This is a genomic window from Collinsella aerofaciens, assembly GCF_964243765.1.
Lineage (GTDB): Bacteria > Actinomycetota > Coriobacteriia > Coriobacteriales > Coriobacteriaceae > Collinsella > Collinsella aerofaciens_BU.
In genome coordinates this window covers 112,113-137,408 of sequence record NZ_CAXTGI010000002.1, presented here as the reverse complement: position 1 = coordinate 137,408, position 25,296 = coordinate 112,113, and the positions used below count along the sequence as shown (strand labels likewise).

Annotated in this window: 26 protein-coding genes; 1 reads left to right on the top strand and 25 read right to left on the bottom strand. The window is 60.8% G+C overall.

The window, feature by feature from the left end; all coding sequences use genetic code 11:
• Positions 1 to 300 precede the first annotated feature (300 nt).
• The 8 genes from ACESSC_RS02105 to rpsP are packed head-to-tail and all read right to left on the bottom strand — an operon-like array spanning position 301 to position 6,772.
• The gene (locus ACESSC_RS02105) at positions 301 to 1,176 is read right to left on the bottom strand and encodes a pyruvate, water dikinase regulatory protein (protein WP_373161033.1); all 876 of its coding nucleotides are present in this window, start codon (positions 1,174 to 1,176) and stop codon (positions 301 to 303) included.
• A 34-nt stretch (positions 1,177 to 1,210) separates the two neighbouring features.
• Entirely contained in the window at positions 1,211 to 3,307 is a 2,097-nt protein-coding gene (gene glyS, locus ACESSC_RS02100; RefSeq protein ID WP_373161032.1) for a glycine--tRNA ligase subunit beta, read from the bottom strand.
• Between the two features lie 3 nt (positions 3,308 to 3,310).
• On the bottom strand, positions 3,311 to 4,222 hold the full coding sequence (locus ACESSC_RS02095) for a glycine--tRNA ligase subunit alpha (RefSeq protein ID WP_006236091.1): 912 nt from the start codon (positions 4,220 to 4,222) through the stop codon (positions 3,311 to 3,313).
• A gap of 59 nt (positions 4,223 to 4,281) precedes the next feature.
• Positions 4,282 to 4,845 carry a signal peptidase I gene (gene lepB, locus ACESSC_RS02090; protein WP_055250011.1) on the bottom strand — a complete coding sequence of 188 codons (564 nt, stop codon included), beginning with the start codon at positions 4,843 to 4,845 and terminating at the stop codon, positions 4,282 to 4,284.
• Positions 4,846 to 4,847: 2 nt separating this feature from the next.
• A complete protein-coding gene (gene trmD / locus ACESSC_RS02085) occupies positions 4,848 to 5,606 on the bottom strand; it encodes a tRNA (guanosine(37)-N1)-methyltransferase TrmD (RefSeq protein WP_055250008.1) in 759 nt (252 codons plus the stop codon).
• 10 nt (positions 5,607 to 5,616) lie between these two features.
• Entirely contained in the window at positions 5,617 to 6,108 is a 492-nt protein-coding gene (rimM, locus tag ACESSC_RS02080) for a ribosome maturation factor RimM (RefSeq protein ID WP_226812527.1), read from the bottom strand.
• Positions 6,109 to 6,142: 34 nt separating this feature from the next.
• A complete protein-coding gene (locus tag ACESSC_RS02075) occupies positions 6,143 to 6,388 on the bottom strand; it encodes a KH domain-containing protein (RefSeq protein WP_171021534.1) in 246 nt (81 codons plus the stop codon).
• Between the two features lie 42 nt (positions 6,389 to 6,430).
• A complete protein-coding gene (gene rpsP / locus ACESSC_RS02070) occupies positions 6,431 to 6,772 on the bottom strand; it encodes a 30S ribosomal protein S16 (protein ID WP_022094749.1) in 342 nt (113 codons plus the stop codon).
• A gap of 201 nt (positions 6,773 to 6,973) precedes the next feature.
• On the opposite strand from rpsP, the gene dinB reads away from it, so the two are divergent.
• Positions 6,974 to 8,227, top strand: coding sequence for a DNA polymerase IV (gene dinB / locus ACESSC_RS02065; protein ID WP_195404106.1), 1,254 nt, complete (start codon positions 6,974 to 6,976; stop codon positions 8,225 to 8,227).
• A 98-nt stretch (positions 8,228 to 8,325) separates the two neighbouring features.
• Here the strand turns inward: dinB and rsfS are convergent, their stop codons facing one another.
• From rsfS to ACESSC_RS01980, 17 genes are all read right to left on the bottom strand, one after another.
• Positions 8,326 to 8,781 carry a ribosome silencing factor gene (gene rsfS, locus ACESSC_RS02060; protein WP_055250002.1) on the bottom strand — a complete coding sequence of 152 codons (456 nt, stop codon included), beginning with the start codon at positions 8,779 to 8,781 and terminating at the stop codon, positions 8,326 to 8,328.
• 28 nt (positions 8,782 to 8,809) lie between these two features.
• Positions 8,810 to 9,343: a bis(5'-nucleosyl)-tetraphosphatase (symmetrical) YqeK gene (gene yqeK, locus ACESSC_RS02055; RefSeq protein WP_197736885.1), complete on the bottom strand. Its 534-nt coding sequence runs from the start codon at positions 9,341 to 9,343 to the stop codon at positions 8,810 to 8,812.
• An 86-nt stretch (positions 9,344 to 9,429) separates the two neighbouring features.
• Positions 9,430 to 10,107: a nicotinate-nucleotide adenylyltransferase gene (gene nadD, locus ACESSC_RS02050; protein WP_055249998.1), complete on the bottom strand. Its 678-nt coding sequence runs from the start codon at positions 10,105 to 10,107 to the stop codon at positions 9,430 to 9,432.
• A gap of 3 nt (positions 10,108 to 10,110) precedes the next feature.
• On the bottom strand, positions 10,111 to 11,574 hold the full coding sequence (gene obgE / locus ACESSC_RS02045) for a GTPase ObgE (RefSeq protein ID WP_195404107.1): 1,464 nt from the start codon (positions 11,572 to 11,574) through the stop codon (positions 10,111 to 10,113).
• Between the two features lie 85 nt (positions 11,575 to 11,659).
• Positions 11,660 to 11,917 carry a 50S ribosomal protein L27 gene (gene rpmA / locus ACESSC_RS02040; protein WP_006236075.1) on the bottom strand — a complete coding sequence of 86 codons (258 nt, stop codon included), beginning with the start codon at positions 11,915 to 11,917 and terminating at the stop codon, positions 11,660 to 11,662.
• A gap of 33 nt (positions 11,918 to 11,950) precedes the next feature.
• Positions 11,951 to 12,325 carry a 50S ribosomal protein L21 gene (rplU, locus tag ACESSC_RS02035; protein ID WP_035138585.1) on the bottom strand — a complete coding sequence of 125 codons (375 nt, stop codon included), beginning with the start codon at positions 12,323 to 12,325 and terminating at the stop codon, positions 11,951 to 11,953.
• Between the two features lie 67 nt (positions 12,326 to 12,392).
• Positions 12,393 to 13,205 (bottom strand): TIGR03936 family radical SAM-associated protein, encoded by an 813-nt coding sequence (locus ACESSC_RS02030; protein WP_195404108.1) that lies wholly within the window; start codon positions 13,203 to 13,205, stop codon positions 12,393 to 12,395.
• Positions 13,202 to 15,079, bottom strand: a complete 1,878-nt coding sequence (locus ACESSC_RS02025) for a TIGR03960 family B12-binding radical SAM protein (RefSeq protein ID WP_373161029.1) — start codon at positions 15,077 to 15,079, stop codon at positions 13,202 to 13,204. The genes ACESSC_RS02030 and ACESSC_RS02025 overlap by 4 nt, the downstream gene beginning before the upstream one ends.
• Positions 15,080 to 15,089: 10 nt before the next feature.
• Positions 15,090 to 16,019, bottom strand: a complete 930-nt coding sequence (locus tag ACESSC_RS02020; RefSeq protein ID WP_055249990.1) for a YcjF family protein — start codon at positions 16,017 to 16,019, stop codon at positions 15,090 to 15,092.
• A gap of 18 nt (positions 16,020 to 16,037) precedes the next feature.
• Positions 16,038 to 17,264, bottom strand: a complete 1,227-nt coding sequence (locus tag ACESSC_RS02015) for an FtsW/RodA/SpoVE family cell cycle protein (protein ID WP_099431830.1) — start codon at positions 17,262 to 17,264, stop codon at positions 16,038 to 16,040.
• Between the two features lie 9 nt (positions 17,265 to 17,273).
• Entirely contained in the window at positions 17,274 to 19,343 is a 2,070-nt protein-coding gene (gene mrdA, locus ACESSC_RS02010; RefSeq protein ID WP_373161028.1) for a penicillin-binding protein 2, read from the bottom strand.
• Between the two features lie 13 nt (positions 19,344 to 19,356).
• Positions 19,357 to 19,923 carry a rod shape-determining protein MreD gene (locus tag ACESSC_RS02005; RefSeq protein WP_372540878.1) on the bottom strand — a complete coding sequence of 189 codons (567 nt, stop codon included), beginning with the start codon at positions 19,921 to 19,923 and terminating at the stop codon, positions 19,357 to 19,359.
• Between the two features lie 11 nt (positions 19,924 to 19,934).
• The gene (gene mreC, locus ACESSC_RS02000; RefSeq protein ID WP_373161026.1) at positions 19,935 to 20,876 is read right to left on the bottom strand and encodes a rod shape-determining protein MreC; all 942 of its coding nucleotides are present in this window, start codon (positions 20,874 to 20,876) and stop codon (positions 19,935 to 19,937) included.
• Between the two features lie 78 nt (positions 20,877 to 20,954).
• The gene (locus ACESSC_RS01995; protein ID WP_006236061.1) at positions 20,955 to 21,986 is read right to left on the bottom strand and encodes a rod shape-determining protein; all 1,032 of its coding nucleotides are present in this window, start codon (positions 21,984 to 21,986) and stop codon (positions 20,955 to 20,957) included.
• Positions 21,987 to 22,113: 127 nt separating this feature from the next.
• On the bottom strand, positions 22,114 to 23,418 hold the full coding sequence (locus ACESSC_RS01990; protein WP_368130459.1) for a tetratricopeptide repeat protein: 1,305 nt from the start codon (positions 23,416 to 23,418) through the stop codon (positions 22,114 to 22,116).
• A gap of 11 nt (positions 23,419 to 23,429) precedes the next feature.
• A complete protein-coding gene (locus ACESSC_RS01985) occupies positions 23,430 to 23,972 on the bottom strand; it encodes a peptidylprolyl isomerase (protein ID WP_055249980.1) in 543 nt (180 codons plus the stop codon).
• 101 nt (positions 23,973 to 24,073) lie between these two features.
• Positions 24,074 to 25,222, bottom strand: coding sequence for a zinc ribbon domain-containing protein (locus ACESSC_RS01980; protein WP_373161025.1), 1,149 nt, complete (start codon positions 25,220 to 25,222; stop codon positions 24,074 to 24,076).
• Between the last annotated feature and the right edge of the window lie 74 nt (positions 25,223 to 25,296).

Below are 25,296 nucleotides of genomic sequence, written 5' to 3'. Positions count from 1 at the left end.
TCGACCCGCCGGATGCGGGCCGTGAGGGAACTATACGGCGGGTTTTGGGCAGGCTTGAGCAGAGGGTGCGCGGTTTGGTAAACGTGCTAAAACAGGCGGTAAACGGTAGGTAAAGTTGGTTACCTTATGAAGATACCACTACAAGAAGAATGCAGGTCAGATGCGATGTTTTTGCTAAATCGCTTTATCAATTCAGGCTATTTAGCCACTCCGATGATTTTTCTGGGACGGGGATTAAAAAATCATTGAGTACCTAATGATTTTTTAATCCCCGTCCCAGAAAAATCATCACAGAAAGGACTACTGCTGTTGAGCGCGACGGGCGGCACGGCGGGCCCTGGCTTCTCGGATCTCTTCGAGGTGGGCAATGATCTCGGAGGCGCTCTCCTCAATCGCCTTGCCGTCGGTACGCACTACAAAGCAGCCCAGGCGTTTCATGAGCGCGCGGGCTTCCGCAAGCTCACTACGCACACTCTCGGGCTCGGCATAGGAGCCGGCGACGGCACGGGCATAGTCATCGCCCAAGCGGCTATCGCGAATCTCGGAGATGACGTCGACGGTCGAAATCAGGCCAAACAACCGCATCGGATCTACCTCGTAAATCGACTTCGGCGGCTCCATACCATGGGCCAACGGAACATTGGCAACCTTGTAACCCTGATAGGCCAAATACATCGACAGCGGCGTCTTTGACGTACGCGATACGCCCAGCAGCACGATATCGGCACCCGACAGATCGTCGCAGCCGCGCCCGTCGTCATGCTCAACAAAATACTCCATGGCCTCGATGCGATGGAAATAGCGGTCATCGGTCTTGTGAATCACGCCCGCAACGCCTTTGGGCGGCACACCGATGAGCGACGACAGCACGGCAAGTGTCGGGCCGATCAGGTCGACCGAACGGATATGCAGCATGCCAAGGTAATCGAGCACGCGGGCGCGAAGCGCCGGATCGACAATGGTGTGGAACGCGGCAATATCGCGATGGTCTGCATCGACACGCGGGCCCACAAACGACTTGACCTGCTCAACCGAGTTCACCTTGGGCAGGCGCAACAGACGAAAAGCCCCTTCATCAAATTGCCCGGACGCCGCAAGCACCACCTCACAAGCGGTATCACCGAGCGAGTCGGAGATAACGATAACGGTGGGACGAGCGGTGACCGGGCAATCCATGCGGGGCTCCTTTTGCGCTTATGCGCAGGCTGGCTTACTTTTTGCGAGCAAGCTCACCGATGTTGGCGATGCCGGAGAACACGGCCTCGAAGCGGTTGAGCAGCTTAAGGCGATTATCGCGAAGCTGCTCGTCCTTGTCCATGACCATAACCTCGTCGAAGAAACGGTCGATGGGCGCACGCAGGGCGGCAAGGGCGGCAAATGCGGACGGGTAATCCTCGGCAGCAAGGGCGGCATCGACAGCAGTCTGAGCGGCCTCGGAGGCGTCGGCGAGCGCCAGCTCGACCTCGCCCATCAGGCTGCGGTCGTACTCCGCGCCCAGCTCGGGCTTGGAGATGTGCGCGGCGCGGGCATAGGCAGTAGCCAGGTTGTCGAAGGTCTCGGCATCGTTCTTGCGAGCCTCGTCGAGCGCGGCGCAGCGGGCGAAGAAGACGGACGGAGCGATGATGTGCACCGCGGAGACGGCGGCGACGGTATCGGCCGGAATCTTCTCGTCGCGGGCCATGCTCACCAGGCGGCCGTGGAAGAAGTCGCGAACCTGCTGGGCGACCTCGGCGGAGTCGAACTCAATGCCCTGCTCGCTATAGAGCTCAAGGGCGAAGTCGATCAGCGACGTGGGGTCAATCGGCAGGCGATCGCGCAGGATGTTGATGATGCCGATGGCGGCGCGACGCAGCGCGTACGGGTCGGAAGAGCCGGTCGGGGGCTCGCCGATGGCAAAGATACCAGCAATGGTATCGAGCTTGTCGGCACAGGCTACGATGCAGCCAGCGGTGCCCTCGGGCAGCTCGTCACCGGCAAAACGGGGACGATAGTGATCGCGAATAGCATGGGCGACCTCGTCGTTCTCCCCCATCGCGGTCGCGTAATAACCGCCCATCACGCCCTGCTGGCTCGTGAACTCGACGACGGCGTTGGACACCAGGTCTGCCTTGCACAGGTGTGCGGCGCGAGCAGCGTCGGCGGCAAGATGGGCGCCCAGGTGAGCCTCGCGGGCGATAGCGAGCGCGAGCTGCTCGATGCGCTCGGACTTGGCGAGCACGCTACCGAGCTTCTCCTGGAAGGCAACCTTGGACAGACGCTCACGGAACTCGTCGAGGGAGATCTTCAGGTCCTCCTCGTAGAAGAACTTAGCGTCGTCCAGACGGGCGCGCACGACGCGCTCGTTACCGTCGATCACGCGCTCGGCGTTCTCGGGCTTGCTGTTGGAGACGACCACGAACTCACGCGTCAGCTTGCCCTCGCCGTCATAGATCGGGAAGTAGCGCTGGTTGGTGAGCATGGACTCGCAGATAATCTCGTGCGGGACCTTGAGGAACTCCTCGTCGAAAGTACCGACGAGCACCGTCGGCCACTCGCAGAGGTTAATGACCTCCTCAAAGACCTTCTTGGGCGTATCGACATGGCAGCCGGGGCGAGCGGCCTCGACCTCGGAGATACCGGCAAGGATGGCCTCGCGACGGCGCTCGGCAGAAAGCACGCCGGCGTCCTCGAGTACCTGCTCGTAGGCGGCGGGGCTGGCGACAACGTGGTCACCGGGGCCGAGCACGCGATGGCCGCGCGTGGTGTTGCCGCTCGTCACGTCGGCAAATGACACAGGCACAACATCCTCGCCCAGAAGGCAGCAAATCCAGCGGACCGGACGCACGAACGTCGCGTGCTCGTGGCCCCAGCGCTGGGAGCGGTAGTTGGGCCACTGCAGGCCGGCAATGGTCTTCTCGCACAGGGCCGTCAGGATCGGGGTTGCCGGTGCGGAGGGAATGTTCTTCTCGGCAAAGACATACTCGCGACCGTCGGTATCCTCACGACGGACCAGGTCCTCGGCAGCCACACCGCACTTGCGGGCGAAGCCCTGGGCGGCCTTGGTGGCGTTACCGTCAGCGTCGAAGGCGATGTTTGCCGCGGGGCCACGCTTGACCTCGTGAACCTCATCGGTCGCGGTGGCAACGTCGGCAACGAGCGCAGCCAGGCGACGCGGGCTCGAGATCACGCGGACCTCGCCGTGGGCCAGACCGGCCTCGTCGAGACCCTTGGCGATCATGGTACCAAGCTGCTTGACGGCATTGTTCAGCGGTGCAGAGGGCATTTCCTCCGTACCGATCTCAAACAGGAAATCCTTAGCGTCTGCCATGGCTTACGCCACCTCGCCTTCCTGGTCGGCATTCTCGTTGACTCCGGCGACCTCGGCCATGTAGGCCTCGCAGCACGCCTTGGCGACGGCGCGGACGCGCAGGATGTAGTTGGCACGCTCGACCGCGGACAGGGCGCCGCGGGCATCGAGCAGGTTGAAGGCGTGGCTGCACTTCATGACACAGTCGTACGCCGGCAACGGCAGCTTGCGCTCCAGGCAGGAATGGCACTCGGCCTCGTAGTCGTCAAACTTCTGACGCATCATCTCGACGTTGGCGACCTCAAAGTTATAGGCACTGAACTCGCGCTCGTTCTCGAGGAACACGTCGCCGTAGGTCATGGGCGTGCCGTCGGGCAGATAGCTCCACACCAGATCGTAGACCGAGTTGACGCCCTGAGCGTACATGGCGATACGCTCCAGGCCATAGGTGATCTCGACGGGCACGGGGTCGACCTCGATACCGCCCACCTGCTGGAAGTACGTGAACTGCGTGACCTCCATGCCGTTGAGCCAGACCTCCCAGCCAAGGCCCCAGGCGCCCAGCGTCGGGCTCTCCCAGTCGTCCTCGACAAAACGGACGTCATGGTCGTTGGGGTCCAGGCCAATGGCAGCAAGAGACCCCAGGTAAAGCTCCTGAGCATTAACCGGAGAGGGCTTAATGAGCACCTGGAACTGATAGTAGTGCTGCATGCGGTTAGGGTTCTCGCCGTAGCGGCCGTCGGCGGGACGGCGGCAGGGCTGCGCATAGCAGGTGCGCCATTCGGCGGGACCGAGCGAGCGCAGCGTGGTCGCGGTATGGAAGGTACCGGCACCGACCTCGGAGTCATAGGGCTGCATAATGACGCAGCCCTGCTCGCCCCAGTACTGCTGGAGGCGCAGGATGATGTCTTGGAAGGAAAGCGATGAAGCGTTCATGCCTCTAATATCCCCTCGTCGAAACGATTACACGGTTAGGTACTGTACTATAGCGGTTTTTAGTCGATAGCGCCGATGCGGTTGAGCGGCCAGTAGCGCACAAGCGCCACAGCGATCAAATCAGAGCGATCGACGGGACCAAAGTAGCGCGAGTCGGCAGAGTTTTCGCGGTTGTCGCCCATCACCCACACGCACCCGTCGGGAACGGTGTAGGGATAACTCACCTGGGCGCCAGGCGCTTGGACCGAAAGCGGCCAACTCATGCCAGTCGTATAGTCCTCGTCGAGCGCTTGGCCGTCAACGACCACCTTGCCGTCCTGCAGGTCGACCGTCTGGCCGGCCGTGGCAATAACACGCTTGACAAGAACATCATGCTCGGAAGTGGCATCGGGGTTGTGGAACACCACGATATCACCCTGTTTGACGGGCTGACCGAGCTCGAGGCTCACCTTTTGCGCCAGGATCTGGTCGCCAATCTCGATCGTGTCCTCCATGGAGCCGGTGGGTACCACAAAGGGCTCGACCACAAAGGTGCGGATCAGGAAGGTGGCCACGAGCGCGATCGCGATGACCGCGACCCACTCAAAAGCGCCCCTCAACGCGGAATGCTGCGATGGAACCATTCTCACTCCTCGCTCTGCGAATACGAAGCGTCCAGAATCTCCTGCGCGTATGCGCGCTCCTGGGGCGTAAGCCGTGCCGTCTCGATCAGGTCGGGACGCCAGCGGCAGGTGCGCTCGATGGCATTCTTACGGCGCCAGGCATCGACCTTGGCATGGTCACCGCTCACGAGCACCGGCGGCACGCCCTCGCCGTTGAATTCAGCAGGGCGAGTGTACTGCGCATACTCGAGCAGGCCTCCGTCCTCGGCGGTCGAGAACGACTCGTCGACGTTGCTCATCTCGTCACCAAGGGCGCCGGGAATCAGGCGTACGACAGCATCGGCAACGACCATAGCGGGAAGCTCGCCGCCCGTGAGCACGTAATCGCCGATCGACAGGCGCTCGTCGGCATACGCATAGGCACGCTCGTCGACACCCTCGTAACGGCTGCACACAAACAGCAAGCGCTCGCTTTTGAGCAGGCGCTCGGCCACATGCTGTGTAAAGGGCTCGCCACAGGGGGTAAAAAACACCACGGTGGGCTTAGGACCCTCGGAGCTAATGGCCTCGATGGCCTCTGCGATAGGCTCGACCTTCATGAGCATGCCCTGCCCGCCGCCGTACGGCTCGTCATCGACGGTACGATGGCGGTCGTGCGTCCAGTCGCGCAGGTTATACGCCTTAAAATCAAAAAGGCCGGCCTTGCGGGCGCGGCCCAAAATCGATGTGGACATGACGGGCTCAAACATCTCGGGAAAGACCGAAAGGGTCTCGATCAGCATGTTGTCCTCCCTACTTGTCCATATCGATCAGGCCGTCCATAACGTGGACGGAAATTGTTCCTGTGTCGGGAAGATCGAGCACAACCTGCTCGATCACGGGAATCAGTACCTCGCCGTACCGATCGCCCTCGACAACCCAAACATCGTTAGCGGGCGTCGACATGATCTCGACGATCGTGCCGAGCGAACCGAAGCGCTCGTCGACCACCTCGCGACCCATCAGGTCGGTATAGGCAGCATCGAGCGAATCGAGCTCAAAGTCGTCGCGATTTGCCAGCACATAGCATCCCGTGATGCCCTCGGCGGCCGTCAAGTCGTCAATGCCCTCAAACGAGACCAGATCGCCATCGCCCGTATCGGTGACGGACACGACCGTGCAAAAGCGGTCGCGCTTGAGCGCCGGCGGCGTCAGGGCGACGCGCATACCCGGCTCTAATACAGAAGGAAGCCCCCGCAGCGGCTGCGCGAGGACCTCCCCCTTCCTTCCGTGCGGCTTGACCACACGGGCGATGTTTTTGTACTGGGACCTCAAGGTCCTAGCCCAGAACCTCTACCTCGACAGCAGTGTCGAGGCGAGCGGCCAGTGCACGGGCGAGCGTGCGAATGGCCTTGATGGTACGGCCACGACGGCCGATGACCTTAGCGACGTCATCCTCGGCGACAGAAACCTCAATCGTAGAGGCGTCATCACCATCAATGACCTCAAGGCTCACGGAATCCGGGTCGTCGACGATCTGAACAACGAGATATTCGACGAGATCGGCGATGCGATCTGAGAGCATTGCCTCACCCTCGAGCTGTGCAGCGTCAACCTCAGGCACGATTTACTCCTCGGCGCCCTCAGCGGCCTCAGCGGCAGCCTTAGCGGCCTCGGCCTCTTTGGCGAGCTGCTTCTTGGACTTCTTGACGACGGTCTCGGTCTTCTCGCCCTCGTTGGCGGCCTTGACCAAAGCGGCGACGGCGTCGGTGAGCTGAGCGCCCTTGGACTGCCAGTCGGCGATCTTCTCGAGGTCGAGGTTGATGGTCTTGGGGGCGGTCATCGGGTTGTAGCGGCCAACCTCCTCGATGATACGACCGTCACGCGGGGCGCGGGAATCGGCGACGACGACACGGTAGTACGGACGCTTCTTAGCGCCGTGACGAGCAAGGCGAATCTTGACTGCCAAAGGAAACTCCTCCAACCAAGCAGCTTTAGGCTGCAACTACAAACAAACAGTTGAACATAATACGCCATCGACGCGGGCAGGTGAAGTCCGTGAGACCAACTTCTTCGGTGTAGTCGAGGGCAAATCCATATCTTAGACAAGAATTCGGGATTTGCAAGCACATACACGCACCCCACATGAGCTGCGCGGTATACTCATGACATGGAAATACGCGAACATACATACGGTTATGAGGATGCCATGGGCGTCACGCCGCCTCCCTGGACGGGTCCGGCGGTGGGCCTCATGGACCTCGATGCGTTTTTTGCGAGCGTGGAGATGCTCGATCATCCCGAATGGCGCGGTAAGCCGCTCATCGTGGGCGGAGACGCCGATTCGCGTGGCGTCGTGTCCACGTGTTCGTATGAGGCGCGTCGCTTTGGCGTGCACTCTGCCATGGCCTCGGCCGAGGCGCGGCGCTTGTGCCCGCAAGCCATTTGGACGCACGGGCACTTTGATCGCTACCGCGAGGTGAGCGCGCAGGTCATGGCGATTCTTGCCGAGGAGACGCCGCGCGTAGAGCGCGTATCCATCGACGAAGCCTTTATCGATATCACACCGGGTCGCTTTGCGCCCGAAGACCCGCGACTGGTTGCGCGGCGTATAAGCGACCGCGTGGCAGCGCTGGGAGTGACGTGCTCCATTGGCGTGGGCTGCAACAAGACGGTCGCAAAGATCGCAAGCGAGCGTGACAAGCCGTTTGGATTGACGATTGTGCGCCCCGGGACGGAACAGCGCTTTTTGGCCGCGCTACCAGTGTCTGTCATGAGCGGCATCGGGCGCTCGGCCGAGGAACGACTGCGCCGCATGCGCATCTACACCCTCGGCGAGCTATCACGTGCACCGGAATCCACCTTGGCCTCTATTTTTGGCGTCAACGGCGAACGCATGCGCCAGCGTGCGCTGGGACTCGAAATCTCCGAAGTCACAAGTCTCGATGAAGAGCGTGAGGTTAAATCGGTGAGCAATGAGCGCACCTTTGCGAAAGATTTGACTGAGCGCGGGGACATCGAAGCGGCGATTGCGCTGTTGGGCGAGTCAGTGGGACGCCGCCTGCGCCGTCAGGGACTGACGGGCGCCACGGTGACGCTCAAGCTCAAGTATTCGTATGGAAGCGGTCGCTCGGCACAGCGCCGGCTGCCTCATCCGACCGACGATGAGAACATCTTTGTGGCGGTTGCGCTCGAACTGCTCGACAACATCTGGCAGGAAGGCATGCATGTGCGTCTGGCGGGTATCGGGATGAGCGACTTTGACCATCAGGGCGGCATCCAGACCGACCTGTTCTGCGAAGTCGACGACCGCGGAGCCCAATCCAGCGACCGACGCGACCTCTCGGTTGCTATCGACGCCGTCCGAGACAAGTTCGGCGACACCGCCCTATCCTTCGGCCGCCAATCCCGCTTCAACGATTAACCGCCTTTGGGCAAAAAGAAAGCCGGGCAGGTACGGAAAACCGCAACTGCCCGGCAAAATGCGCGAGGCTAACTAAAAGCCCCGTATCAAATGAGCCACTAGAGGAGGTCGAGGGGGAGCTGGGGGGCGTCACCCCAGAGCTTTTCTAGACGGTAGAAGTCGCGGGCTTCGGGAGTGAAGACGTGAACGACGACCGAGCCGTAGTCCATGAGCATCCAGGTCTTCTGCTCGCGGCCCTCGATGGAGAACGGATGCTCGCCGCAAGCCGCGGCGACCTTCTCCTCGATCTCGTCGACGATAGAATCGACCTGGCGGTTGTTGGTACCGGTGGCAAGCACAAAGTAGTCGCACACGTCGGAAAGCTCGGTCAGGTCGAGCACCTGCACGTCCTCGCCCTTCTTGTCGTAGGCGGCCTGCGCGGCGGCGCGGGCGACATCCTCGGCGGCGACACCGCTCGCGGACAGCGAGGCGGCGGTGCGGTCGGACGTGGCAACGAAACTCTTGTGCTCCACACCTTCAAGAATCTGCTCGTCAGTCATGGTCTCGTCGGCCATGGAATACCTCTTTCTAGACACACCCGAGCTAGCGCAGCTGGGCGTAATGGTTGTAAATCGTAATAGCCGTGGGATAAAGATAGCGCCCGGACTGGATCACATAGACCAGACCCTGCGCAAAACAGGAGAAGAACAACTCGTCGAGCGAGGACTTCCCCACCATCTTGCGCAGCGCATGGGCATAGTCGCCGTGGCGGTTGGGCTCGATGGCATCTGCCACAAAGACCACCATATCGAGCGGCGTCATGTCGCAAGCACCCACGGTGTGACGGTCGACAGCCTGAAAGACTGCCGGCGACAGCTCGGGAAAAAGCTGCGGAAGCTCATAGGCGGCAACAGGGCCATGCAAAAGCGGCGTCGCGGCGGAAGGAGAGCCGGCAACCTTGATGCCATAGTGAAGCGCGCGGGCCACGAGCTCGTCATCGGAAAGCACCTTGTCCCAGTCGTGAATTAAGCCGGCGGCAGCGGCATCAAAGCGGTCAACGCCGTAGACCTCGGCCAGATGAAGTGCGGTCTCGGCAACACCCAGCGAATGCACATAGCGCTTGCGCTTATCTTTCATGCGAACATCGAGCAGCTCTTGAATGCGCTTGAGCAGCGCGCGCTCATCGCCCTCAAACTGATCCTCAACCGACAACGTAGCCCCCATCACTCAAAATCTTCTTGACCCAGATCGACATACAAACTGCGCTTGCGAATGTAGCCGAGCACAGACTCGCTCGTAAGATAGCGCACGCTCATGCCGCGGGCAACTCGCTTACGAATGTTCGTCGAGCTGATCGCCAGCGCCGGAATCTGAATATAGCGAACATCGAACGGCAGCCCCGACTCTTTGATTCGGGCACGCGCCGTATCGATATCAAAACCCGGTCGCGTCGCCGCAATAAAGGTAGCAAGCTCAGCGATTCGCTCGGCATCATGCCAGGTCACAATATCGATAATCGCGTCGGCGCCCGTAATAAAGTAGAGCTTTACCTGCGGCGGGTAAAAGTCGCGAAGGGCATGAAGCGTATCGGCAGTATAGGTCACGCCCGGACGGTCGATCTCGAAACGGCTCGCCAAAAAAGCCGGATTCGCGGCGGTGGCGAGAACCGTCATGGCATAACGGTCCTCAGCAGGCGTCACCGGTTTGTCGAGTTTAAAGGCAGGAGAGCCGGCCGGCATAAAGAGCACAGCGTCCAAGTCGAGCGACTCGCGCGCCTGCTCGGCAGTCACCAAGTGCCCGTAATGAATCGGGTCGAAGGTGCCGCCCATAATGCCAAGCCGAAACTCTTTGCCCTCTTTTATGGGCAGCTCGGGCAAACCGATTCCACCGCGCAGCGACATGGCTTACTCGCCCTCCGGGGTCTCAACAACGTCGACTTCGGTAGTGCCTTCGGAGCCTTCAATGGCATCAACCACGTCTGCGTCCTCGGCCGCTACGTCAATAACCTCAACGCCAGCGTCCTCGAGCTCCTCGTACTCCGAGAAGTCCTCAGCGCCCTCAAAGTCAAAGGCACGCTGGCAAATGCGGACCTCGTCGCCCGCACGGCAACCGGCCTTCTCGAGCGCGTCGTCAACACCCATACGCGCAAACTTATGCTGCAGGTAAATGACGGCTTCCTCGTTTTCCCAGTCGGTCTGGATGACCATGCGCTCGATGGCACGACCAACCACACGGAAGGCACCGGGCTCCTCCTGGACAATGCGGAACCGCTTCTCGCGCTGCAGACGGCGGCGCTCCCACTCCTCGTCGCGAAGATCGACCGGCTCATCGGAAACCGCCAGCTCGGCGCGAAGCTTAGCCACCTGCTCGCCCACGGCAAGCATCAGCGTATTGAGCCCGGCGCCCGTCACGGCGGACACGGCAAAGAACATATGTCCATCGTCGAGCGCGGCGCGCTTGAGGTCGGCAATCTTGTCGGCCGTGCCCGGCGCATCGCACTTGTTGGCGACAACGATTTGCGGGCGCTCCGAGAGCTCTGCGCCATACTGCTCGAGCTCACGGTTGATGATGCGGTAATCCTCAACCGGGTCGCGATCCTCAAAACCGCCCGTCATGTCGACGACATGCATGATCAGGGCCGTACGCTCAATGTGGCGCAGGAACTGGTGGCCCAGGCCCTTGCCCTCGCTCGCGCCCTCGATCAAACCAGGAACGTCGGCAACGACGTAAGAATACTCACCGGCACGCACCATGCCGAGGTTCGGCACGAGCGTGGTAAACGGATAGTCGGCGATCTTGGGACGGGCGGCACTCATGCGCGCGATGAGCGAAGACTTACCCACCGAGGGAAAGCCCACGAGCGCGGCATCGGCCATAAGCTTCATCTCGAGCTCAATCCAGTGCTCCTCGGCCGGTTCGCCCAGCTGAGCGAACGCGGGCGCGCGACGCACCGACGTCACAAAGTGGGTATTGCCCAGACCGCCGGCGCCACCGGGCGCCACGACAACGCGCTCGCCGTCGTGTACCAGGTCGGCAATCTCAAACATCGGTGTCTGCGTCTCGGGGTCGAGCTCGCGCACCACGGTGCCCATAGGGACCTTGAGAATCAGGTCCTCGCCGCTCTTACCATTGCGGCGGGCACCCTGGCCATGCGTTCCGCGCTCAGCACGAAAATGATGCTTGAAGCGGTAATCAATCAGCGAGGAAAGCTGAGCGTCGGCCTGGATGACGACGTTGCCGCCACGACCGCCGTCGCCGCCATCGGGGCCGCCCTTGGGAACAAATGCCTCGCGCCTAAACGACATGCATCCGGCTCCGCCGTCGCCGCCGCACACGTTAATGCGGCTGATATCGGTGAACTGTGACAACAGAATCGCCTCCTACAAAAAAGAGGGAGACCCTTGAATCCTAAAACTCAAGTGCCTCCCACATATGTGCTCTATGAAGGGTGAATTACGCGTTCGCGAGCGGGCGTACGCTGACCCTGTGCTTGATACCCTTGTGGAACTCAACGGTACCGTCGACCAGCGCGAACAGCGTGTCGTCCTTGCCACGGCCAACGTTCTCACCCGGGTGGATGTGAGTGCCGTGCTGACGGACGAGAATCGTGCCCGTGGTTACCGTCTGGCCGGCATAGCGCTTCGTGCCAAGGCGCTGACCGCGGGAGTCACGGCCATTACGGGAGGAACCGAGTCCTTTTTTGTGTGCCATTGTGTATACCTACTCTTTCGTTACGAGTGTAATCTACTCGGCGACGGGAGCCTCGGCAACAGCCTCGGCCTCTGCCTTGACAGCCTTCTTGGCGCGGGACGTAGCCTGGACCTTCACGATCTTCAGCTTGGTGAGCTGCTGACGGTGACCCTTCAGACGACGATAGCGCTTACGCTTGTGGAACTTGAAGACCAGCTGCTTCTCGCCCTTGAACTGCTCAACGATCTGAGCGGTAACCTTGGCCTTGGCCAGCTTGTCGGGATCGGTGACGATCTTCTTACCATCGTTGAGGAAGATAACCGGCAGGGTGACCTTGTCGCCCTCATTGCCCTCGATCTTCTCGACGGTGATGACATCGTCGGTGGCGACCTTGTACTGCTTGCCGCCCGTGTTAACGATTGCGTACATGTTTACTTGCCCTTCATGCATCAGTTAGTGCAACAGCCGAATATAGTAGCAGGCGAAAATACCCCCGTCAACGAGTATGTGGAGCAAATCCACAAGTTCGTACAGGTATGGGGCTGACGAGTCGGCCCTCGTCGTCCTCGCATGCTTGATTCTGACGCTCGACATCGTAGGAGCAGATGGTCACGAGGTCTTGCATACCGGTGGAAACAATAGGTGCATCCACGCCCGGGGTCAAGCCCTGCAACAAAACATCAGCTGCAGAAAGCAAAATTTCCGGACGCATGGAGCCCTCGTTATCGGCATGGGTGTCGAGCATGAGCACCAAATGGTCCGGGCGCTCCCCCGCCGTGAGCTCATAGCCCACGAGCGTGTGATCCAAATCCAAGCGCTTGCTCTTTTTGCCGCGCGCGTAGTCGATGCCATGGTCCGCGCGCAGCGTGTCGATCGCACGACGCACCTCATCGGCGCTTACGGGCGCCTCGGGATCCAAGTGCAGGTCGATGCGATACGACAAGCGCGTGAGCTGCGCCGTCAACGCCGGCGTGCGCACGTCGATGTACGCTGCCTCGATAGGTGCCAGATCGGCCGGAGACGCCACAGACAGGCGCTCAAACGCCTCGTCGAGCGCCACGAACTCGGTCATAAACAGGTCATACCACTCGCAGGTCGACGACGTACCAACCGGCAGCGCCGAAGAGAAGCCCACGCGCATGTGCGGAGAGAAGCCCTGCGTGACGGCATAGGGAAGTCCCGCACGGCGCACGATGCGCTCAATGGTATGGATCACTTCGAGATGGCCCAGGTACTTAAGGCGATCGCGCTTGCCATAGCGAACACGAAGTCTAAAGAGCGTGGGGTTGTCGGTCAGGCGCTCACTCATGCGCGATCACCCATCAATACATTCTTGGCGTGGAGCGTGGGGCAGATTCCGCAGCCGGTGCACGACGTGCGGGTGCAGTCGGGAGTCGTAACGCCCTCGAGCGAGCGACGGTACTCGCGTTCGAGGAAGCCACGCGTGCAGCCGGGGCTCACGTGCTCCCACGGCAGGCGCCAGTCCAACTCGTAGGGCAGGTGCACGAGCTCATTGAGGTCGATGCCGTTTTTGGCAGCAGCCTCCTTCCAGTTATCGAGCGAGAAATGCTCTACCCAGGCGTCAAAGCGAGAGCCCGCGCGCCAAGCATCGATGATGACGGGCGTCATGTCACGACCGGCGCGGGACAGAGCGGCCTCGATGAGCGAGGTCTCGGCATCGTGGTAATGCACGCGGACGGCACGGTTGCGAACGCTCGTGATAAGCAGCTTCTGGCGACGCTTGACGTCGTCGTAGTCGAGCTGCGGGCACCACTGGAACGGCGTGGCAGCCTTGGGGATAAAGACCGAAACCGAGATGGACACCGAGATCGAGCCGCGACGAGCCTTGGGCACCACGGAACGACCGAGCTCCAGCACGTGATCGGCCAGATTGGCGATGGCCACGATGTCCTCGTCGCGCTCGCCGGGAAGGCCCATCATAAAGTAGAGCTTCATGCGGTTCCAGCCGGCCTCGAAGGCCGCCTTGGCCGCACGGTCCAGGTCCTCCTCGGTCACGTTCTTGTTAATGATGTCGCGCATGCGCTGGCTGCCGGCCTCGGGTGCGAACGTCAGGCCGCCCTTCTTTTCGCCGGCGACCGACTCGGCCATATCCACGCCAAACGAATCCAGGCGCTGCGACGGAATAGACACGCGAATACCCGTATCCTCCAGGCGACGGTTGAGCCTGCCGAGCACGTCGTGAATGCAGGAGTGGTCGGTCGTGGAGAGCGAGGTCAGCGACACCTCGTCATAGCCGGTCTTTTCCAGACCCTGAATCACCGACGAGACGATCTGGTCGGCCGAGCGCTCGCGCACCGGGCGATACGTCATGCCGGCCTGGCAAAAACGACAGCCGCGGGCGCAGCCGCGCAGGATCTCGATAGACAGGCGGTCGTGGACCAGCTGCGCATAGGGTACGCACGACTGCGACAGCGGATTCGTGGCGCCGAAATCCTCGACGACGCGCTTGTAGACCACGGTCGGCGCATCCTTGCCCTCACGCGGCACGGTGTAGCCATGCGGCGAGCAGGGCTCGTCGTGACGAACCTCATAGAGCGACGGCACGTAGTTGCCGGCAATGGATGCAAGCTGCTCAACAATCTGCGCGCGCGGGACCCCTTCGTCACGCAGGCGGCGATGCAGCTGGCAGGTCTCGAGCAGCGATTCCTCGCCCTCGCCGATGAGGATGGCATCGAAAAAGGCCGCGTACGGCTCGGGGTTGTACACCGAGGGACCGCCGGCGATGATGATGGGGTCGTCTTCGCCTCGGTCGGCCGCTAACAGCGGAATGCCAGCGAGATCGAGAGCCTCGAGGAAGTTCGTCACCGCCATCTCGTGCGGCACATGCAGGCCGACGATATCAAACGAAGCGACCGGCGCTGCACCCTCGAGCGAGAGCAGCGGAATGCCCGCCTCGCGCATGGCGTCACCCATATCGGGCCACGGCACGTAGCCACGTTCGCAGGAGATGCTCTCGGCCTGGTTAAGGATATTGTAGAGGATGGCGATGCCCTGGTTGGGCAGACCAACCTCGTACACATCCGGGTAGATCAAGCAGCAACGGTAGTCGGCATCGGCCTTTGAAAGCGTGCCCCACTCGTGATCGATATAGCGACTCGGCTTCTCGACCTTGGCGAGCAGCGGCTCAATTAAATGAAAGCAGTCTTGATACGGAACGCGCAACGGAAAACCCCTAAGCAGCGAGATCGGATGCGTCTTGGTAGGACGCCATAGGACGGGTAGCGCCCGCGACCGTGGTCACCAGATCGCGAACGCGGGAGAACGTGGCAGTGACCACCTCGTTGGCACGGCTGTAGTCGACATCGCGCTCGTAGAGCGAAACGAGCGCACGGCCCATGCCATAGGTGCCCGCGGCAGCAGTGAGCGCCTTGACGGCAAACCCAATATGCGGCGTCTGCTTGACGAGCGCACGGGTGACCGCGCGGATCACAAGACCGCCGGCAAGCACGCCCGCGACCTCGTAGCCGCGCTCAGGCTTAATGCCGCGTCCAAAGACGGCAGCGAGCTCAAAGAGCATGCCCACCTGAGCCAGCGCCATAACGGGATAATCGGCGCCCGGCAAAAACACCAGCGCACCGGTCGCCATATTGGTGAGCGCGCACGAGGTAATGATACGATTGGCCGCCGCGATGCGCATGAAGGCAAAGTTCGCCGCAAAAGCCGTTTCCTTTTCGGTGCGATCGAGAATCCAGCGGGCAAGCGTCTCGAGCAGATACGTCTTATCGGTTGCCGCCACCACGCCGAGCATGGGCGTGGACTCCTCGATAAACGGCACCTCCACAGCAGACTCGGCAAGCACGCACACGGGCGCGCCGGCGATCACGAGCTCCTGCACGGCACTCTCCAAGCGGTCGGAACCACACGAGAGCACCAGTACCACATCGGTATCGGTCTTTGGCGCAATTCGCTCCTCCCCCAGACGCTCGACGCGCACAATGCCCGAGGTCGTCTGCGGCACAAAGGCGTCACGCACCGTCTCGGCCAGAAAGCGCGAGGCGGACGAATCCAGATAGACCGAGACGCGCACCGGCGTATCGGAATCCTTCTTAACGGACGCGCCCATCTTAAAAGCGCGGGTCAGCTTATCTACGGGAATTTTCATAGCAAACCCCTCCAGCGGTTACGCGGCGCCCGAACGATGCCGCCATATGGATTGTACGATACCCACCGTCAGCAGCTGAATCATCATCGAAGACGAACCAAAGCTAATAAACGGTAGCGGAATACCGGTAATCGGCATCATGCCAATGCACATGCCGATGTTTTCGAAGGTCTGGAACGCCCACATGCCAACGATGCCCACACACGATAGGCGCAAGAACAGCGACTCACACTTAAAGGCGACGCGAATCGTCGAAAAGATCAGCAGCACGTAGAGGCACAGGAGCAAAAAGGAACCGCAAAAGCCAAAGGTCTCGGACAGGAAGGCGAAGACGAAGTCGGTGTGGAACTCAGGCAGAAAGCCGCCGGCCGACTGCGTCGCATGGCCCAAGCCCTTACCAAAGAAGCCGCCCGAGCCAACGGCGATAAGCGACTGCTGCAGGTTGTAGGCATCGTCCGAATCGGCATTATCGGGGTCGATAAAGACCGTCAGACGGTTCATCTGATACTGCTTGATGAGCACATCGTGGCCGAGCAACGAATCAAAGACCGAATCGAGTGCCAGGACGAGGGCCACCAAGCCCACGAGCAGGGCCAAGGTCGACAGCACCCATTCGCGGCGTGCGCCGCTCATGCAGATGACGATGGCGCCCGAAACCAGCACGACCAGGCCCGAGCCCAGGTCGCCCATGGCGACGACGGCCAAAAACGGGATGGACAGCATACCGCAGAGCTTGACGTAGTCGCGAACGGTATCGATGCGGCCGTTGTATTGCGAGCCAAGCGTGGCGATAAAGAAGATGGTGATGAGCTTGGCAAGCTCAACCGGCTGGAATGTCAAGCCGATACCGGGAATCTTGATCCAGCCCGTCATGCCCAGACCGCCCGTATAGGACAGACCCGGAATCTTGGGCGAGAAGATCACGATCAGGTCGATGACGAGCAACGCCGTCGAGAAGTTGGAAATACCGCGCAGGTCGGTACGCCAGACCAGCACCGCCAGCAACGCCCCGATACCAATTCCCAGCAGATGGCGTGAGAACGAAGCATCGGCCTTAAACTGCGAAGCCGACCAGATAATGATGGCACCGTAGGCGACGAGCGCCACTGTAGCCACGAGCACACCGATATGCACCTTTTGGCGAAACGTGCCGCGCGAGGCCGAAAGTTGCTTGTTGACGCGGTCCAGGCTGCTGCGAGAGCCGGTCTTGGTTGAACGGAACAGATCCGCCGGAGAAAAATCCATCGCAACCTCCTATCGAACCGAAGAATCGCCCGAGGCCGAAGAGGTATCGGGCTCGTCATAAATCACGCCGAGCACATCGCGCACGACATGCATCGCGGTATCTGAGCCACCGCCGCCCTGCTCCAGAACAGTAGCGATGACATACTTGGGATCATCGGCCGGCGCATAGGCGCAAAACCACGCGTATTCGTCCTCGCCGCTTTTCTCGCCCGTGCCCGACTTGCCGTATACCTGCGGCGTCAGGGTGCCAAAGTGAGCCGCCAGGGACGTCGATGCCGTGTAAATCACGTCGTGCATGCCGTTGCGAACAAGAGCCAAATCCGAATCGCTGTTGATCTTGGCCTCCAGGCGCTTCTTCTTGCCTTTGCCGTTGTACTTATAGGCATCGCCGTCGCCATCGCGCGACACGGCAGACAAAAACACGTGAGGCACGTACTGCTTACCGCCGTTGGCGAGGCCCATGTAGGCGCATGCCATCTGCAGAGGCGTCACCAGGATGTCGCCCTGGCCGATGGCAATGTTGGTCATATCGCCGGCATTCCACTTGCGGTCTTCGGCAGAGGCGTCGGTAAAGTACGACTCTTTCCACTCGGCATCGGGAATACGGCCCGCGCCCTCACTCGGCAGATCGATACCGCAGGTCTTGCCTAGGCCCCAGCGACGAAAGACCTCCTGCAGCCCCTCGGAATGTTGCTCGTCATAAAAGAACGCCTTGCCCATGTCGTAGAAGACGGGGTCGCACGAGTTGGCGATACCCGACTGCAGCGTCATGGTGCCGTGGCCAGACGTCAACCAGCAGCGCTTGCCCCAAGCCTTGCCCAAGCCCGTCCAATAGCCCGTGCAGTTGGTTGTCTGTGTTGAAGTGTAGGTTCCAAACTCAAGACCGGCCAGTGCCGAAAGCGGCTTGATGGTCGAGGCCGACATGTACTGTCCGCTAATGGCGCGGTTGAGCAGCGGGTGCGAACCCTTGTCATCATTGAGCTCGGTCCACACGTCATTTGAGACGCCGCCGATAAAGACGGACGGATCGAACTTGGGCTCGCTCGCCATGCCCAGGATCTCGCCATTGTTGGGATCGAGACACACCACAGCGCCGTTGCCGGCATTGCTGTAGCCAGTGGTCTTGGCAAGCTCGATGGCGCTCGCCAGCGCCGTCTCACAGGCCTGTTGGATCTTAAGGTCGAGCGTGAGCTTAATGTCGGAGCCGGCCTTGGCGGGCACGGCGCCGGCCTGACCGGTCACATTGCCCGAGGCATCGACCTTGACGGTCTGCTCGCCACGAATACCCTGCAGCAGGTTTTCGTAGTAGCTCTCAACACCCGCCTGGCCCACGATATCGCCCGACTGGTACGTAATCCGGCCAGCAGAAGCATCATCATCACCAGAGGTTTTCTTATTCTGGGCCTCGAGCTGCTCGGAGGTAATGGTGCCGGTATAGCCCAAGATATGGCATGCCGTCTCGCCATATGGATACTGGCGCTCGGTACGCTCGGCAATCTTGACGCCCGGGAACTCGCCGGCGTGCTCCTGAATATAGGCAACCGTGGAGCGACGGACGTCCGTCGCGATGGTATGCAGGCTCTGAGCGCCCTCGGAATTGTCCTGAATATTGCGCAGCACCGCCACGTAGGGCATACCGAGCACGTTGGCAAGATGGCGAACCAGAACCTCATCCTCGGCAAGGTCGCGGTAGGCCACGACAGCAAGTGAGGGACGGTTCTGGACAAGCGCCACGCCATTGCGGTCGAGGATGCGGCCGCGCACAGCGGGTGTGGTAACGGTGCGCGTCTGATTGCTATTAGCCTGCTTCTCGTAATAGTCCGACGAGACCATCTGCATGCCCCACAGCTTGACGGCAAGCGCCGCGAACATCGCGCCCACACCCGTGGTGAGGATGGAAAAGCGGCCCTTAAAGGCGGTCGCCGCGGTATTGCCCTCGCCCTCGGTGGCGCGCGGGGCCGTTCCATGCTGCGTATCGTAGGTAAAACGGGAATCGCCGCGACGCATGATGACCAGCGCGACCACGATGGCCACAACCAGCACGACACCGGCGATAATAACCGTCATCTGGGAAGACATCTACGAGCCTCCCCTATTTGAGCTTACGGGTCTTGGGCTTAAAGCGCATGCCCGTCTGGCGTCCGCCACGTGCGGAGAATCCATAACCGGACTGCGGCACGACGCCGGACATCAAAAACGGAATGGCAACCAGACCCGTCAAGATCGAAGACGGCAGCGCATGGCCGAAGATCGCCACGACAAAGCTCGTCTCCAAACCCATAAACAGCAAGATGATGCTGTAGATCACATTAATAACGAGCGCGAAGGCACCCACCGTGATGCCGCGCGCACTCGGGGTACCGCCCGTCTGACCGGCGGCGCTATGCACCAGGGCAAAAGAACCCACGGTCAGCAGGAGCGACATAACGCCCACCGGCACGGCAGCGGAAAGGTCATAGAACAAGCCACTGCAAAAACCGCACGCGACGGCACGGGTCGGGTCGCCCGAGAACACGCTTAGGCACACCAGGATAATCATAAAGTTGACGCGACCGCCCGCAATGGAGATCTGCGGTGCCAGGCCTGCCTGCAGCAGCACGCACACGATGGCAGCGATTACAAACGTGCGGGAGCTCATCCCCTGCTCGTGTAGATCCATGGACATGCCCCCTATTCGCTCGAGCCGGAATCGGTCGTCTCGGACGTGTCGGAACCGTCATCCGAGCTCTCGTCCTTCGTCTTGGTCGCAGCATCGCGCGACGTTCCCTGCGGCGTGCTGTTGGCCGTGTTCACGTCCTCATCCGACGCCGACTGTTCGTCGGTCAGCGAGGTGATGACCAGCACTTCCTCGTTGTTCTCGGCCGTCGTCTGAGCGCGCACCACAATGGTGTAGTACACGTCGTTTGCCGATTTCTCAACCGACGAGACGGTGCCGAGCGGAAGACCCTTGGGGAACACACCGCCAATGCCCGAGGTCACGATGATGTCGCCAACCTTAACGTCGGAATCGACGCTCACGTACTCAAGACGCAGCGTGCCGTCAGCCTGACCCTGCAGCATGCCCTGGGCGCGCGTATCCTGCACCATGGCGGACACGCCCGAGCTCTCATCGCCAATCAGGCGCACGGTGGACGTCTTGGCCGAGACCTCGATAATCTGGCCTATGACACCGGCAGAACTCGTCACGGGCATGTTGATGGTAAGCCCGTCGGCAGAACCCTTATCGATGGTGACGGTCGAGGTCCAGGCATCGCCCGATGCGCCGACAATACGAGCTGCAGTCGATTTGAGGTTGTAGGTCGACTGCAGGCCGACCAGACCCTCCAGTCGCTCGGCGGTCTTTTGAGCCTCGGAGAGCTCGGCGACCTTAGAGGTCAGTTCCTCGTTTTGCTTCTTAAGCTCGTCAAGCGTGTCCTGCGACGCCGTAAGGTTAGAGAACACGTTGCCGATCGCATTGAAGGGAGCCGCCACAGCCGAACCCACAAAGCGCACCGGCGAGGTAATCGTCGTCACACCCGAACGCACGGCATGAATCGGCCCCGTCTCGCCCTCGCGAATATAAAACGTGAGCAGCAACACCGAAATCAGGCTGAAAACAATCAACGGGCGCATACCCGTTGATTGTCGCTTGGTATTCAGATTTGTGGAGAAACCCGAAGATCGTGCCAAATGGAATCCACCTTTTGGAAATTAAGCATTGGTCTGGACGAAGCCGCCATCAAACGCATTGGCCTCGAGCACGCGGGCACAGCCGTTAACAACGTTATCGAGCGCCGTGGGGCTGACGTTGACCGAAACGCCGGTCTCATCGCGCAGGCGCACGTCGAGACCACGCAGCAGCGCGCCGCCACCGGTCAGCAAAATGCCGTAGTACATAAGGTCCGAGGCAAGATCGGGAGGCGTAGCGTCGAGTGCGTCCTTGACGGCCTTGGCCATCTCGTCGAGCGGCTTGTTGAGCGCGCGACGAATCTCCTCGCTCTCGATGCGCACGGTCTTGGGCAGACCGGTGATCACGTCGCGGCCGTTGACCTCGACGTCGAGTTCGTCCTTAAGCGGCACGGCGGAGCCGACCTTGATCTTGATGTCCTCTGCCGTACGCTCGCCGATGGCCAGGTTGTAGGCATCACGAACGTGCGTGAGGATGGCCTGATCGAACTCGTCGCCGGCAATACGGATGGACTGCGAGACGACGATGCCGCCCATAGCGATAACGGCAACCTCGGTGGTACCGCCGCCGATGTCGATGACCATGGAGCCGGTGGGTTCCTCGACGGGCAGGTCGGCGCCGATAGCGGCTGCCATAGGCTCTTCGATCAGATAGGCCTGGCGGGCACCGGCCTGGATCGTGGCCTCAAAGACAGCGCGCTTCTCGACCGACGTGACACCGGAGGGAACGCAGACAACAACACGCGGACGCGGAGTCCACGGATAGCGCTTCTCGGACGCCTTGTCGATAAAGTAGCGAAGCATGGCCTCGGTAACATCGAAGTCGGCGATGACGCCGTCCTTCAGGGGACGAACGGCCACGATGTTGCCGGGCGTACGGCCGAGCATGCGCTTTGCCTCGATACCGACCGCCAAGATGCGCTCGTCGTTCTTGTCGATGGCAACAACAGAAGGCTCGCGAATGACGATGCCCTTGCCGCGCACGGAGACAAGCGTATTGGCGGTGCCGAGGTCGATGGCAAGATCGCCCGCATAGCTACCAAAGAACATATCCATCAAAGAAAACAACGCAACTCCTGATGTGTTGGATGATTGCTGGAAAACTACTAGCTCATCATACTAGCGCAAGCCCGGCACCTCACTTGCGGTGAAGCGCCGGGCAAAGCTAAATCCCATAAGGTCACTACTGGTTGTCAGCAGCCGAGAAATCCATATCGAGCGAAGAAACGGCCCAGCCGATATGGTTGTCGGAGCGCACGAATTTGACGGTGTACTCCTGCTCGCCGCCCTTGGACAGCGATGCCTTCACCTTAGCGGTCGTCTCGGTCATGGACTGATCCATGCCCTCGACGGACACGGTGGCACCCTGCGGAATCGAGGAGATGATCATCGACTTAGCGTCCTCGGACAGGCTCGAGGCCAGGCAAGACTCGGCCTTTGCGGCGTCACCGTCGCCGGCAGCCTGGAACAGATCGGTAACGACAGACTCCTGAGACGGGAAGCCAAAGCCGCGCGTGTAGGCAAAGCCCAGACCGCCCGCGGCGATCAAAATAAGCAGAAGCAGCACGATGAAGACTTTGAGACCCGTGTGGCGATGGCGACGACGGACCTTGGCCTGCTTACGATCCTGACGGTCCTGCTGGACCATCTCGGACTCGGACAGCGTAAAGAAGCCGGTGTCCGAGGGATCGGGCATAAACTGACCGGTCGCGCCGGTAGGATCGAGCGGATCGACGGCAGAAGCGTCCATCGCGGGCGCCGGAGCCGTGGCCATGGCCGTCTGGGCAGACAGCGCGGCAAGCGAATCGTGCACGCGGGCAAGCTCGTCGGCCTGCTCGGAGGTGAGCTGGTAGATGCCATCGGCAGTAGCGGCGTTAAAGGCATCGAGTGCGTCGGAGGGACGGCCGGCGGCAGAAAGCGCCTGACCCATGCCGGCGTTGAGCGCACGCGTGTCGTCGCGGGGACCGGCAAAGTCGATAGCCGTGCGGTAGGTCTCCACGGCATCCGCCGGACGGCCGAGCTTAATGAAGCAACGACCGAGCTCGCCGAGTGCGGCGGCAGGAGCCGGATTGGCGCCGTCGATGGCAGCCTGACGGAAGGCGGTTCCCGCGTTGGCATAGTCGCCCGACTGGAACAGCGCATTGCCCAGGCCCAGATAGGCCTTGAACGGCGTGGCATAGGAAGCATCCTGCGTAGCGGCAGAGAAAGCCTGGGCGGCCGTCGTGTAGTCGCCCACGGCGGCGAGCGCCTTGCCGCGGTTGGTGAGCAGCGCGCCGCGCTTGCCGTAGGTGCCGTCGTTGAGGGCGGCAGCATAGGCCTCGGCAGCCTCGGCATACATGCCCAGATGCATCAAGGCGTTGCCACGAAGGTGATCGGCCTCGCCCATAATCTCATCGGGAGTCTTTGCCGCCCCAAGCATCTGGGCTGCAGCAGAAAAATCACCCGCGCGGTAAGCGGCGCGGCCCTGTTGGATCAGCTGGCTATTCAAGAAAGTCCCCTTTACTCGTGAACGATCTCGACATGGACGATCTCGTCGCCGGCACGCAGCTGCGAAATCACATCGAGACCCTCGACCGTGGTACCAAAGACGGTGTAACCAGAATCGAGGTTATGCTGGGCACCCAGACAGAAGTAGAACTGCGAACCCGCGGAATCGGGATCCATGGAGCGTGCCATGGCAAGGGCGCCATCGACATGGCTGTTGCGCGGATTGGTGGCAAACTCGCCCTTGATGCAGTAGCCGGGGCCACCGGTACCGGGCATGCCGTCGGGGCCCTCAAGACCGGCAGCGACGTCGGCGCCGGACATGTCGCGGGTATTGGGGTCCCCGCCCTGGATAACAAAACCGGGCACATAGCGATGGAACTTAAGGCCATCATAGAAGCCCATCGTGGAAAGCTCGCAGAAGTTCGCGACATGAATGGGAGCGCCCTCGCCGTCAAACTTGACCTTGATGGTACCCTTCGACGTCTCGATTACGGCGCACTCGTCGCCGACAAGCTGATACTCGGGCGTGTAGAGCTCTTTCTTAAAACCAAACATGTGGTTCCTTCCTCGTGCGTTTAAAGCATATATGTACGAATTGTAGCAATAAGCACGGGCTTACATCAATTGCGCACGTAGGTTATGCCGACTATGGCGAACTAATTATAGGAACGCTGCTGCGGCTTCCAGGAACCCACATTGGCATCGTACTGGTTCAGCGCGCTGTTGCCGCCCTGCGCGATGGGCGCCAGGATCTCGCTTTGGTGGGAACTCATCGACTCGCCATCGGGAATGGCCAGCGAGATATCCCAGCTCTGGCAGATCACGTCGACGCGCTCATACATCCACTCGGCAAGCTGCTTTAAGTGGGCGATGTCATCCGCATAGACCGTATCGTCCTGATACTTAAGGTTGTTGAGCTCATCTTGCGTCTTTTTGATCTGGTCGCGCAGGGCGTAGGCACTCTGCGACAGCTCCTGACGGGTGGACAGCGGCGTTCGGAGATAGCCGTTGTTAAAAGAATCGATGACCTCGCCAATCTGGTCCGCGTCAGCGTAGGACACGATGGTCTGGTACAGACCGTCGAGCCTGGTATAGAGCTGATCATCGGTGAGCACGGTTTCTTCCTGGACCACCTCGGCAGAATCGTCCTGCTTGGTATCGTCCTCAGTGGCCTCGCCCTTTTGGCGTGTGGGGAAGGTGGTTTGTGCAGCTTGGCCAAACTGGTCGTAGAAGCCGGGCATAACACCCATGGGATCGGTCGTCACGAACCAATAGGCACCGCCGCAAACGACGGCAAGGACCGCGATGACGATAAGCGGCTTGGGAATATGACGCTTGTGCTTGTGATAGGCGTCCTCGTCGGGGTGCACCTTGCGCTTGGGTTTTTGAGCATCGTCATGCAGGGAAACGGGCATGGGAATATCGACCTTGGGGATACCGAAATCCTTATCGAAAGCCGGCAGCACGCAGGTCTCATTGGGGTCGGCGGCGTCTGAAAGCACCGCAGCGGCAGAGGCCGGCGCATGCGGCACCTCGGTATCGATCTGCTCTTGCGTTAGGCGCGGAAAGCCCGCCGTGCGGCCCGCTGCCAGGTCGGATGCTGCCGCGTCCTCGGAGAGGATACCCGGAGCGGGGCGTCCGCATTTGGGGCACGTACGATCATGCGGAGAAAGACGGGCACCGCAGCCCTCACAGAACACGAACTCGGTGTGCTCCGGACCATCGCCCGGACCCACATAGGCGTTGCAGTAGGGGCAGAACGAGGCGCCGTCCTCGATAGTCTTAAGGCAATGCGGGCAGATCACGGCATCCTCTTTTCGAAGCAATTCAAATAATCGAGGTTAGAGCATAACATCGCCACGGCCCTACAGGAGCAAGG